Source organism: Bradyrhizobium sp. 76 (genome assembly GCF_023073025.1).
Lineage (GTDB): Bacteria > Pseudomonadota > Alphaproteobacteria > Rhizobiales > Xanthobacteraceae > Bradyrhizobium.
The window spans coordinates 43638-56828 of the sequence record NZ_JADPIS010000116.1 but is presented as its reverse complement, the minus strand read 5'-3'; the positions used below and the strand labels follow the sequence as shown (position 1 = coordinate 56828).

The 13191-nt window shown below is 57.6% G+C and carries 7 protein-coding genes; 2 read left to right on the top strand and 5 right to left on the bottom strand.

Annotated elements, in window-relative coordinates; all coding sequences use genetic code 11:
- The first annotated feature begins 1410 nt into the window (after positions 1–1410).
- Positions 1411–1773, top strand: a complete 363-nt coding sequence (locus tag IVB48_RS32725; protein ID WP_247406631.1) for a hypothetical protein — start codon at positions 1411–1413, stop codon at positions 1771–1773.
- Positions 1774–2380: 607 nt separating this feature from the next.
- Positions 2381–2857 (top strand): Lrp/AsnC family transcriptional regulator, encoded by a 477-nt coding sequence (locus tag IVB48_RS32720; RefSeq protein ID WP_247406628.1) that lies wholly within the window; start codon positions 2381–2383, stop codon positions 2855–2857.
- Between the two features lie 930 nt (positions 2858–3787).
- On the opposite strand, the gene IVB48_RS32715 is transcribed toward IVB48_RS32720, so the two are convergent.
- The 5 genes from IVB48_RS32715 to IVB48_RS32695 all read right to left on the bottom strand — a co-directional run bounded on the left by IVB48_RS32715 (position 3788) and on the right by IVB48_RS32695 (position 13043).
- A complete protein-coding gene (locus tag IVB48_RS32715; protein WP_247406626.1) occupies positions 3788–5320 on the bottom strand; it encodes a long-chain fatty acid--CoA ligase in 1533 nt (510 codons plus the stop codon).
- 1797 nt (positions 5321–7117) lie between these two features.
- The gene (gene trpD / locus IVB48_RS32710) at positions 7118–8131 is read right to left on the bottom strand and encodes an anthranilate phosphoribosyltransferase (protein ID WP_247406624.1); all 1014 of its coding nucleotides are present in this window, start codon (positions 8129–8131) and stop codon (positions 7118–7120) included.
- Positions 8132–9465: 1334 nt separating this feature from the next.
- A complete protein-coding gene (locus tag IVB48_RS32705) occupies positions 9466–11073 on the bottom strand; it encodes a carboxyl transferase domain-containing protein (protein ID WP_247350359.1) in 1608 nt (535 codons plus the stop codon).
- A gap of 1 nt (position 11074) precedes the next feature.
- On the bottom strand, positions 11075–11581 hold the full coding sequence (locus tag IVB48_RS41455; protein WP_247350361.1) for a biotin/lipoyl-containing protein: 507 nt from the start codon (positions 11579–11581) through the stop codon (positions 11075–11077).
- Position 11582: 1 nt separating this feature from the next.
- Positions 11583–13043: a biotin carboxylase N-terminal domain-containing protein gene (locus IVB48_RS32695; RefSeq protein ID WP_247406621.1), complete on the bottom strand. Its 1461-nt coding sequence runs from the start codon at positions 13041–13043 to the stop codon at positions 11583–11585.
- Between the last annotated feature and the right edge of the window lie 148 nt (positions 13044–13191).

Sequence of the window (13191 nt, the reverse complement as noted above, 5' to 3'; positions counted from 1 at the left end):
ATAGTGCCAATCGTTGCTGGCACGACGGTGTTCGGCTTAGCATCGGTTACTGCGTGTTGTTCTCCCCGGATCGGTCATGATTCAGATACAACGGAACGGTGCGACCTTGGAGGTCGACAGTGGGTTTTGCATCGGGGTCCCGTAATGGACACGCGCTTAGATCGGTTGCACTCCACGCTGTAGTCGACAGTTGGGTCCGAGTGTCGGGGGGCGAACATTCGCGATGCATCGGCTTTGCGAAACACCCACGTGCCGGCGGTCTCGTTCCTCCGATAACCGATCGACAGGCCTCGTCCGATTGAAACCAAGAGGGGCGTTTCGCGCACCGGCTTGTCCAGCCACGCACTGCGGTTTTAACCGTCTTGTCCCTGATGCGCCTGACCATCGCCGATGCCTCAGCATCATTCTGAAAGTGTCCAGCTGGAGTCCAGTGGACAAGGATGTATACGGGACTGACACTGGGGGGCGCCAGCGCACTCGAATCCTTGAGACGACCGGCAATTTGAAGATCTCTATAACAGGGCGTCGTGTCCTTCTCTCAGTTGCACAAGAAAAAGCTTCACTCACAAGCATGCTTTGGCCGCGGGAGGAGCCTATGGGATTGAGACAAAAGCTCGCTAGCGTTTTCCTTCCTGCGGAGCCTTTAGCGCCGTCTGCTTCTCGAAAGCTCTATAAGCGGAAGACACCGCCCAGCATATGTTAGGTGAATCATTCCGTTCACGTCGCGATACGCGAGAAACGACAAGTCTGAGTTGGCAGCTGAATTAGACGGGGTTGTGTCTTACAGGGGATATTTTCCCAAAATTACCCAGATGCTGATTTCGAGGCCAGCGACCAATGCGACCTCATGTGGAATAATCACGGTCGGGTCAGGGTCGCGCCTCATAAGGTCGAAGCAGGACAGTTCCAGTCATCTCCATGCTGAGCGAAAAACGCCGGGTATCCACGGATGACCACTAGGATAAAGTTCGATCGCTCCGATCTCATCGGCAAAGGCTGCCGCAGAGCCGGAATGATCTCGTGGGATTGCTCATGCCCTTCATCAGACGGCGAACACTGGGAGGACCATTCTCGGATCCTATTGTCAGTTCGAGGCATCCAATGTTCTTGATGACCTGAGCGAGCCCAAAGACATCTGCCCGTCAAGAACATCTGCTTGTTGGAAGCCTGCTCATGCCAAATGCAAGGAAATACGCCTGTAGCCGCCTCTTCCCAGTCGCATCGGCTTTCACGGAAACCGGAGTTCCTGCCATTGAGGGGCAGCGCCGCGATGCATGATCGACGAGCGCGTCGATGGATCTGCATTCTGGCTCATCGTTCCGAGCAGTTCCTGTTATCGGAGCAGGAATGCGATATGTTGGTTGATTTGTGCCTGGCTCATGTGGGTAGTCGCAAGGCGGTCATGATCACATGCAAACATTTCAGGACGCAATTGCAATCGAGCGCGCCCGCTATGCGGCCGCGCGTGGCGCAAGCCTTCTGATGCTGATGCCGGCCTACCACGGCGTGAGCCTCAACGCGGACGCGCCCTCGATGCTCGATCGTTTCGGCCGTATCGCAGATGCGGCCAAGATTTCGATCCTGATCCTGAATGCGCTGCTCAGTGGCGTGACGTTAACAATGTCGTTTCTGGTGCGCCTTGCCCGGGAGATGCCGCGCTTTAGTTATTTCAATATCGAGGTGCCGTTTGCCGCGGCGAAGCCGCGGACGTTGACTGACGCCGGAGGAGGGACAATCCTCGCCCCTTCGACGGAGAGGAAGCCATTACAATGATGCCAGATCTCGATGCTCGTGCGAGCGGGACGATACCGGGCGCGCTGCTTCCTGATCTATTGCGTCCAGTGATCGATCATCACACTAGGGGACGCAGGCGGGAAGCCGCCCTGCCTGTCGTGAATTGATTTCGAGAACTGCCAGTGTGGCCTGCGCGCCGCCACGGGCGCGGCGTGACATAGCTGAAGGAAATTCACCCTCACTAGCTCGCCCGCGACGTCAATCCAATGGCGCTCTCCATTGGTGACGCTAACGCGCCCACATGTCCGCTGCCGAAGAACTACGTTCAATCAGCTGCCAGGCGTCAAGAGAGGTGCGCTACCGACAAATTAACCTCCACAAACGGCGCCGTGAGGAAAAGAGCTTTAGCGGCTTATTGGAATCAGGGGAGGCGACGCAAGCCGACCGGGCGCGCACAAGACCGGAACCGGTGGTTGGCTGTCCCCAATAAGGTTTGAGCCTTCAACTCATCAGTGCGCGCATTGTCGGCTGAAGACGTACATTCGTAAGGTGCTAGGGAGGAGGTTTAGAGATGGCCGGGACACTCAATGGGACTACTTCGCATGCTTGGAGGAGGCGGTCGCGCTCGAGAGTCCGCAATGGAGCCGTGGAAATCGACAAAATCGATGCTCGTATTCTTGATCTCGTTCAACGCAACAATCGCCTAAGCAGTGAAGAACTCGGCGCGAAAGTTGGCCTATCTGCATCAGGAGTTCAGCGCCGACTAAAGCGCCTGCGAAAAGAGGGCGTGATAGAATCAGACGTCTCAATCATTTCGCCAAGGGCGATCGGCCGAAACGTGACTATGCTGGTCCTCATTTTCTTTGAGCGCGATCGCGCCGACATCATTGATCGTTTTAAGCGGGGGATCCGCACTATGACGGAGGTGATGAGCGGGTTTTACGTCACGGGCCAAGCTGATTTCATCCTGTTGTTGACTGCAAATAATATGGAAGAGTACGAGCATTTCACCCGACGCTTGATAAATGAAAATCCAGATATAAAGCGCCTTGAAACTGTAGTTGTTCTGGACCGAGTCAAAGCCGGTTTCTTTTTACCAATGGGATCGTTGGCATGCTGGTGACCCCGCCGTGACCCTCAACGCCCTCATCTTGGATGGAGCATAATCGCTTTCCGCGCTGTGAGAGCGGTAACGACCATCTCGCACTCTCGGCCCGGGTCGATGCGGTCCGATTAAAATGAGGTCGCGTTCCAGCAATTCCATCTGGCTCGGCGCATGCTCCTCAACAGCAGTGTCCGAGGCTAACACTATGAGGCCGGCGCTTGTTGTGCGGTTTCGGGCTTCCGAACAAGTCAGGTCCGGTTCAAGACGCTTTGCGCGGGACAGGTCGCTCATTTTTCCGGGCATATCAGAAGCTTTATTCAACATGGCGCTGATACGGGGATTGCTGCAAGCACTCGTCGAGGGCGAGCGTCCACGCAGGCTCGCAAGAGCGATCTCTCCTTATGAACCCGGACGGGCTCGAATGGCGCACTACTCATCGGTTGATAGGAAGATTGATACAAATCGCGCTCCCAAAGACGGCATGGGTAGTTCGATCACGTCCCAGAATACGCCGGCAGCAACAAGGGCAAAGCTCTAACTGACGCGGCGTCGGCGGCGAGGAGCCAAAAACCGAGATGGGATAGACGATCGGAATATCGGCTGAGTGAGGATGGCTACCCAACTGGCGACGTCGCTCCGGCTCAGCACCTCCATTAACTTCCTGGAAGAGTGTGGCACCTGTGAAGACATGGACGACGTCTCGGCCGAATTGGAGGCAAGCGAAACTTGGATGTCGCCAGATCAGAGCCCGACATTTGCGCGGTACCGGCATTCATAATGAGGATCCGCGGCATCAGCGACCTCGGGGCAACGTTATTCCATGGAAGGGCGCCGACATGATCAACTCGCAGCTGCCGTGTTCGCATAGACGCAGTGACCCGTGGGGTTTCGCGGCCCTCAGCGGCCACGCCTGCGGGGTAAAGGAAATGCCACACCCGATCGAAATCTTCAGTCGCCGTCGTTGTGCTGGCTTGATCGTGTAAGCCCCTTCAGCGCGAAATGCTGGATCTTGCCCAGCGCAGTTCGTGGCAATTCTGCCGTGAAAATAATTTCGCGCGGCACCTTAAAGCGGGCGAGCTGCGAGGCTGCATGCGCCGTTAGTGCTTCCGCGTCAAGCCGAACCCCCGGCCGCCTGATCACATAAGCGATCGGCACCTCATCCCAGCGCGGATCGGGTCGACTGACAACGGCGCAGTCTGCGACATCGGGATGCTCCATAAGCGCGCGCTCTACTTCCGCCGGGTAGATATTTTCTCCACCCGATATGATCAGGTTCCTTTTGCGATCATGAACCCAAAAGTATCCATCCGCGTCGCGGCGGCCGATGTCACCGGTGAGATACCAACCGTTGCGCAAAGGCTCGCGCGTTGCTTGTTGAGGGCCCCAATACCCGCTGAAGACATTCGGGCCCCGTACGGCGATCTCGCCCGGGCTGCCTGCCTGCAACTCGTTGCCGGTATCATCGAGGATAGCCGCTTCGCAACATAGGCCGGGCAAGCCGCTCGACCCCTTACGCGCAAGATCGCCGCCGAGCCTCGTATACACAGCAATAGGGCAGGTCTCGGTCGAACCGTAAACCTGCAGCACTGGCACCCCACGCGCGACAAAGCGTTCGATAAGGTGCTGCGGGACCATCGTTGAACCGGTGCAAATTGCCTTCAGTGAGGAGAGGTCCGTCGTCCGCCACTGAGGATGATCGGCTAGGGATTGCATCGTGGTAGGCACCAACGCTGCCAGCGTAGGTCTGTCGCGTTCGATCGCAGCAAGCGTCGCCTCGGGCGTAAATCGCGTGTGAATGGTGACGGTCGCGCCGTGATGCAACGCCGGCGTGGTCTGGATATTCAGGCCGCCAACGTGAAACAGCGGCAAGACTGTCAGGACATGATCGGTCGAGCTGAGATTATGCATGTGCTGACTCATAATTCCATTCCACAGCAACGCTTGTTGACGCAGCACAGCGCCTTTCGGCCGCCCTGTGGTACCCGAAGTATAGACAATCAGAAGCGGGCAAGATAGGTCCGTGTGCTGATTGCGATCGTCGCCTCGACCCTGGTCTACCAGGCAGTCCCACTTACTTCCGCCGAGAGGCGAAAAGTTCAACCCGGCAACAAAGGTATCAGGCAACTGCCCCGCCAGAGCTGGTAGCAGTGCATCAAAGGCCTGTTCTAGAACTAGCACTTTGGGACGGGCGTCGGAGAGGATGAACAACTGTTCCGCGACCGTAAGCCGCCAATTTAATGGGACGAGCATTGCGCCGAGTCGCGCGCAGGCATACAGCAGGGCCAGGTAGTCGGGCCGGTTGAGCCCAAGGATCGCGACGCGGTCGCCTCTCTCGATGCCGAGCTGATGTTTTAGAGCACGAGCGATTTGCTCGATCCTTTGACTGAAGGCGGCGTAGCTTAGGGTGCCCCCGTCGAAGTGGATCGCGGGTTTGTCGGGAGTAAACGACGCGTTTCGCTCAATCAGTGTGCAAAGATCCACCTTTGTCCCCTTTTCGCTCAGGTTCGCTACGTACTTGGAAAACTGCTTAAACCCTTGACCTCCTGAGCCGTTCGGAAGCTCTCGATCGCGATCAGACGCATCGGATGGCTTCAGGCACGCGAGCAGTCAAGCGATCTCAGTCGGAAGCATACGGTCTTGACGACGTCATCAGCCCGGGCTCGAATCTCTTAAAGCGTAAAGGCGGAGGCGCTTCGTCACGGGCTCCGGTTCGTCCAACAGCGCTGGCGTGCATCTGCGCGCAGTGATAAGCGCACCATGACGTTATCTTCTGCAGGTTTCCGACTTACAGGCTCACCACAGATATGGGCCGATTGGAACCATCCGAGGTCGGATCGACCGTCCTGCAGCCGAGATGATGGCGCCGTGCGAGATCCAAGCGGGCTGAGCGAACAGAACCAAAAACGCCTTGGTTCAACTGATCTCCACGGGTGTCCCGGCCCGCGGAGGAACTCGCTTTCCAATCTTCAATTGGGGGGAGCCGCACAGCGCGGTAGGGTGACGTTGACGTCCTCTGAATTGACCAGCTCTCCAGCGATGTGGATCAGAGAAGGCGTATGGTGCCGGCCCAAGATTGTCATGCCCATCAAAACCACCCGCAAGCCGCACTGTCGCGATGATCGAAGTAAGGCGGTGCGGTGCAATTCTGACATGCTCGAACATTCGCAATCCTATCTCGACCAGCCCGAGACTGGTGTACCTTGAGATGGTACAATTTCACGTTACGTGCGATTCAAGCTGGAAGAGCTCGCGATGCCAAGCTTAATTAATCGCCGCGACCGAGAAATACACAGTACCACGTCTTCCGCACTCGACCCTCACGCCATAGCGTGCGTTTGGTCCCGCCAACGCAATTCACGAGATGCACCCCGGCTGCGGCGCCTGCCTTGAAGAACGAGCCGCACGAATGCGCGAGCGCGCCGCCGTACGGCGGCAAATGGCGATGGCAGATATTCGCGGTGCGACGCGGCAAATCGCGTCGGAAACGCCGCCGGTGAAGACGTCGACTAAATCGAAGCCGAGCCCGGTGGCAAGGGGTTGGCATGATCGAAGAGCGCAGCTCCGGCGTTCGGTTTTCCGTGTTTTTGTTGTGGCGATATCATCCAGATAGTACTTGCGCACTTCAGCCTTCTTCCTGAGGCACTCCGGGCATCAAGGCCTTCGCGCAGGATTGGGCCAAAAAGCGTAAGCCGTGGCTCACGAACTCGTCGTCGCCATCGGCATAGGTGCGGGTGAACCATCGGCACCCCCGGGCCCGCAAGATGACGCCACCTCCAAGGTTTGGGAGCGTCGGCAGCTCTCCGCGCGTAGCGGCATGAGAGCACCCAGTGGTTTCCGGAATCGTCGACAATCTGCTTTTCTTGCAGCGAGAAGATGCTTATCGAGTGTTGTGTGCAGCGTACCCCGCAGATTTCGGGGGATGGAGCTGTCTGTATCGATGACCTCCCGAAATTTCCGAACGATGTGTTCTACCTTTGCCCTAAATGCGAGCGCTTCTACCGTTCGTGGGGAACGTCATTGCTCATCCTTTGACGCATTGCGTGCACACAAAATTGAGAACCTAAGCTTCGGCCGTGGCCTTCTGATTGTCTCGGCAGGCTGCTTCACACTGGTTTTCGCGATCTGAGGCCTTTCGCTCATCCCGCTCCCGTAGATCCGAAAGCGGGGCTGCTGCGTCTGTGACCCGGCAACCGCGGTAAGCGCCTCGACGTGTGGCAGAGGGAACTCGCGCGTTGCGCGTGCAACCTTCGCGCTCGTAGGGCTTCGATGCTGGTGTTCTCAAGCATTGGAGATCGCGATCAGGTGTGTCAATCGCGCGGCTGCCGCACCGCTATTAAGGGATTCTTGCCCAAGGGCGACGCCGTGCTTCAAGCTCGTTGCGTGGCCGGCCACGATCATTGCCGCGGCGGCGTTGAGAAGAGCAACATCGCGGTACGGACTTGACATGCCGTCGAGCACGCTTTGCAGCGCGATTGCATTGGCATCGGCGTTGCCGCCCCTCAGCGCCTCGTTGTGGCAGCGGGCGAGGCCCGCTTCTTCCGGGGTGACTTCGAAGGTACGGATCGCATCTCTCTCTAGCGCGGCAACAAACGTCGGCCCGGTGAGGGTGATCTCATCGAGTCCATCTGAGCCATGCACCACCCACACCGACTCAGCACCAAGGTTCTTTAACACTTGCGCCAAGGGCTGCACCCATCGACGCGAAAACACTCCGACAATCTGCCGCTTGACTCCGGCCGGATTTGCGAGCGGGCCGATTAGATTGAAGATCGTGCGGGTCCCAAGTGCCGCTCGGATCCGGGCAACGTGGTGCATAGCCGGATGACGGATGGGCGCAAGCATGAAGCCGATGCCAGCTTCGTGCACACAACGAGCAACGCCTACAGGCGGGAGGTCGACCTTCACGCCGAGCCGGGCCAAGACGTCAGCAGCGCCTGGTAGTGAGGACACGGCGCGGTTGCCATGCTTGGCCACCGGAACGCCGGCCCCGGCGACGATGAATGAGGCGCATGTGGACACGTTGACTGAGCCCGAAGCGTCACCGCCCGTACCAACGATGTCGACGGGATCGGGGGGCGCACTGACCCGGAGCATTTTGCTCCGCATGGCCGAGGCTGCGCCGGTGACTTCTTCCACGGTTTCGCCACGTACCCGCATCCCCATTAACAATCCTCCGATCTGGGAGGATGTCGCCTGGCCCGACATCATGATTTCAAAGGCTGTTGCGGTCTCCTCGCGGGTCAGCGTGGCACCTGTAGCAACTTTGCTAATGATCGATTTGAGGGCGTTCATTGCTCTCCACGTGCTTAGTCGTTCCAATTGGCCAGTCCCGCGTGCGAGCGCGACCTCAATCCGCTAGATGATCCCATCTTCCATGTTGTCGATACCCACGCTGTTCTTTGCTGATATATCATCGGACAAAACGTCGCGGTTTTGTGGATCGAGCCGAACTCGACGGTTGCAGGATGACGTCGATGCCACACACGACTACTCGCCGTTGATGCTCCCCGCTGGCGCTGGCGCATAGCTCGAGATCCTGACCAAATACACTGCATGCTGCTCCTGATATGGCATTATGTCGCACCGTCTCGATCACAATGGTGCTCCTCCTCTTTGAGGTACTTGACCTTAGAGCGCGTTGCGCAACTTGCGCGCGTCTCGGCCGGCATCATCGGCGCTCGTTACCGGAAGCGTCTGCTTAGTGGATGTTTGCACTGATCCTAAGTCACTCGTTATCGATACTTGCGAGCCCATGACATCATTCTCACCCTTTTTCGTTTTCTGCGTTCAACAGCGAGGCGTCATTCGAAACGGGCATTGGTGGGGTCATGCAGCTCGGCAACCGGTCCGGCTCGGACCGCGTATGCGTCGTCGAGGCATGCGCGGTGTCAGCTTGAACGTCAGTCCGCTCTGCAATCCTACAACCTGACGCTGCGTAAGAATCAAGCTATCCATGGCGTTCACCTGCAAAGGAGCAAGTGTTCTTTGCTCGAGATCAGATCAGACGATCGGACGGCAAGACGGTGGGTGGTTCCATCGTCGAGCATGGCGGGATGACTTCTTCTGCAACCAGCCCGTCGCGGAATCGTTGACCGCGATCGGTATGATGGCTTGTCTCCTCCTAAGGATTGTTATCGTTGGCGATGAATGGACCAACAATCCATCAGTAGGGCGCACCTTAGATCTAGTGTGACTGACGCGTCCGTTGGTGGATCAGAGTCAGCAGGGCAGACCGCGCTTGCATCGATCGCGAACTCCAGATGTCGATGGCGTCGACACGCAGGAACCTCGCATTTACACCACGCAATGCTAGCAGTGTAACGAGCAGATCATCTCGAGTGTTACGCACTTTGCGTAGTCCCCACGCGAGGTTCGATGCGCGGCCAATCAGGCTTATGCGACCAGCTCCACCTGCGTCGACGCAACGCCGTCGTCCTGATCGACAACGTGGTCACCGAATTCAACGCCCCACCCGGGTTGATCTATTTGACGAAGGTCGCGAATTCGAGTTCTGCGCGGAATGTGGGCGACACCAATCTGGCTCATGCCGGGGACAGGACGATCCGTCGATTTGGACTCCGGTTAGAGAGTAGAATCCACTGACACGGACGTTCGACTCCTGCCGGCTACATTCGGAATACGCCATAATGGGGCGCTTCGATGGGAGCATTCAGCGAAGCGCTCAGGGCGATCGCGAGTGCACTTCGGGTATCGACTGGATCAAGAATTCCGTCGTCCCAGATTTCAGAGGTTGCATAGTAGGCGCTCGATCGTTCCCGATACTCGTCGAGAAGGGGACCTCGAATGGCTGCTAGCTCCTGCTCTGCGAGTCGCCCACCATCACGGGCCAGTTGTCTGGCCTTAACATGGGTCAGCACACCTGCCGCTTGCTCGGCGCCCATCGCAGAGATCTGAGACTGCGGCCAGGTGAAGACGAACCGAGGATCGAAAGCACGTCCCGCCATAGCGTAGGTACCTGCTCCGTGCGAGCTGTTGCAAACGACCGTGAATTTTGGGACCGACGCTCCCGAGACGGCCATGATCAGCTTGGCGCCATCCTTGGTTATGCCACGGCGCTCGTATTCGCGGCCGACCATGAAGCCCGTTGTATTCTGCAGGAAGAGCAGGGGCGTCCGGTTCTTGTCGCATAGTTGGATGAAGTGAGCGCCCTTTAGCGCACTTTCGCTGAGCAGCACGCCATTATTTGCAAGAATCCCTATTTGATATCCATGAAGCCGCGCGAAACCGCACAGCAGAGACGTGCCAAAACGCGGCTGGTATTCGTGAAATCGGCTGCCATCGACCATGCGGGCGATGATCTCCCGCATGTCGAACTGCACTCGAGGGTCCTTGGGAATAATGCCGTATAGTTCCGATGCGTCGTAGGCAGGGGGCTCCGGGGCGGCTTGATCAATCGGAGTCTTCGCGGCCCGATGGAATCGGGCAACGATATCACGTGCGATCGCAATAGCGTGCATCTCGGAGCTCGCGGAATAATCGCTCGTGCCCGACACGCTCGTATGCATGTGGGCGCCCCCAAGCTCCTGTGCCGATACGTCTTCACCGGTAGCAGCTTTCACGACTGGAGGGCCACCGAGAAATATAGCTCCCGTATCCTCGACCATAATGCTGAATTCGCTAAGCGCCGGGACGTAGGCCGCTCCCGCTGTGCAATGACCCATTGCGATCGCGACCTGCGGTACTCCCATCTTCGAGAGAATGGATTGGTTACGGAGGATCCGACCCGCGAAGTAGCGATCGGCGAAGAACTCTGCCTGAAAAGGTAGGAATCCTCCGGCGCCGTCGCACAAATGAATCACTGACAGACGATTCTCGATTGCGATGTCCAAGGCCCGCACTATCTTCTTGACAGACAACGGATACCATGCGCCGCCCTTCACGCTTGCGTCATCTGCATGAACCATCACCTCGCGACCCGCGACGATCCCGATGCCGACGACCTGTGCCGCGCCGGGGACTTCGCCGTTATAGGCCTTGTTAGCGGCCAGCGTTGAAAGCTCGAGGAACGGAGTTTTTGGATCGAGCAAGGCGTCGATCCGATCTCGTACAAACAGCTTATTTTGACGTCGAAGGCGCTCGAGCTCCCGCTCGGGCCGCTGAAAGCGGACAGCACGTTGCCGCTCCTTCAACTCGTCAGAAAGCCGCCTGTTGTGGAGCTCGTTTTGACGAAAGTCTTGCGAATTGACATTCGCCCCAGAAGCGATTCGTAGCATTTCAGCGCCCTTCTTTCGATAGCGTAATCAGCACAGCATCCCGCTCGAAGCTCTCCCCTTCTTTGAAATGGATTCCATCGACTACGCCATCCTGTGACGAGCGAATAATCGTCTCCAGCTTCATGCTCTCAATCATCATCAGCGCCGCGCCTGCGGATACCGGTTGACCAGGCGAAACCGCGATCGTAACGACTACTCCCGGCATCGGTGCGCGGGTCATGAGCGAACTTTCCTCTTGGTTCACGCAAGCGAGCGTTCGCAACGGGTCGCGGTAGCGCAAAACGCGCATTATGCCACGGATGTGGACGTGAATCAGATCGCCTTCGATGACGAAGCGGACCCGTTCGGTCTCGCCGGCAACAGTCAGGACACCTGAATTCTCGCCGTATTGAGCGAACGCGACCGGGGAAATGACTTGGTCGCGCAAATGAAGATGATAGGAGCCGGATTGGCAGGGTGAAAGCCATAACTGATGGTCGACGCCATCAACCTCGACGGAGTGATACACGTCAATTTCTCCAATCGCCCAGCGAAGCGTGAAGCGCGGGCACGGCATCGGCCGATTCGCGGACTTGTCGGGTCAGGAGAGCAGCTGATGCGAGGAATGCCGGTAGGCCGGTAGCAGAGTTACCAGCGGCAATGTGCGGGTTTTCCTCCAGATATCCTGTATGAAACTGTCCGCGGACAAACGACTCGTCGGAAAGGATGCGGGCGAGGAAGCTAGCGTTTGTCTCGCAGCCGAGAAGAATGACCCCCTGAATCGCGTGATTGGCTGTGGCGGTGGCCAATGTGCGCGTCGGCGAATGCGCGATGATCTTTGCGAGCATGGGATCAAACGCAGTGGTGATTGGCTGACCCCGCGTGATGCCGCTGTCAATCCGTACCCCGCTCGGATACTCGAGAAGAAGTACTTTGCCGGACGTCGGAACATAGCCTCGTTCGGGGGCTTCAGCGTACAGCCTTAGTTCGATCGCGTGGCCGTTCGAAACGATATCTGACTGAGCAAAACCAAGTTCTCGGCCCGCGGTGGCATAGACCTGTTCGGCGACAAGATCGATGCCGGTGATCATCTCAGTCACGGGATGTTCGACCTGTAGGCGCGTATTCATCTCGAGAAAGTAGAATTCTCCTGCATCGAAAATGAATTCGACGGTTCCTGCGTTTTGATAATTCGCGGCGCGTGCGATACCCACCGCGGTCTCGCAGACGCGTTTCCGTAGTTCTGGCGACAGGGCTGGCGAGGGCGCTTCCTCGATGATCTTCTGGAAGCGGCGTTGCACCGAGCACTCCCGCTCAAACAGATGTACAATGTTCCCAAAAGAGTCGCCGAGTACCTGCACTTCGATATGCCGCGGGTTCTCAATGTAACTTTCGACGTAAAGCCGGTGATCCCCAAAATACCGTTGCCCCTCAGAGCGAGCCTGCTCAATCTCGCCTTCCAGAGCATCAACGTCGCGTACAATCCGCATGCCCTTGCCGCCCGCGCCCCCTGACGGTTTTACCAGCAAAGGGGTTCCAATTGCACGCGCCCTGGAGACGAACGTCGCTGGATCGTCCTCCTCAATTGCAGCTGGCGTCACTGGAAAGCCGTTCGACTGGACGAAGTTGCGGGCCCGAATCTTATCGCCCATCAGTTCAATAGTTTCGGGGGCGGGGCCGATGAACGCAATGCCGGCCTTTATCACGGCCGTGGCGAATTGAGCCTGTTCGGAAAGAAATCCATAACCTGGATGAACAGCGCCGGCGCCCGCCTTGTGAGCGGCGGCGATGATTTGTGCGATGTCCAGATAGGCCGCGATCGGCGTGTGACCGCTGATAAGAATCGCTGTGTCGGCCATGGAGACTGCCGGGCTTCGCGCATCGACCTCGTGGTAGACAACTGCAGAACGAAGGCCCAGCTTTCGCAACGTCTTGATGATGCGGGCGGCGATCTCGCCTCTGTTGGCGATAAGGACTGTATCGAAAGGCATTGTGTACATTCGCATCCAAACAAACAACTCAAACGAGACTTCGAGTCCCGTGGTTTCTTTGGCGGTATCGCCAATGGAGGTCGCGACATTGATGACTCAAGCTCGCCTGCTTGGCTCTGAGACACGCAGTGATGGCGGTGCGATCCGG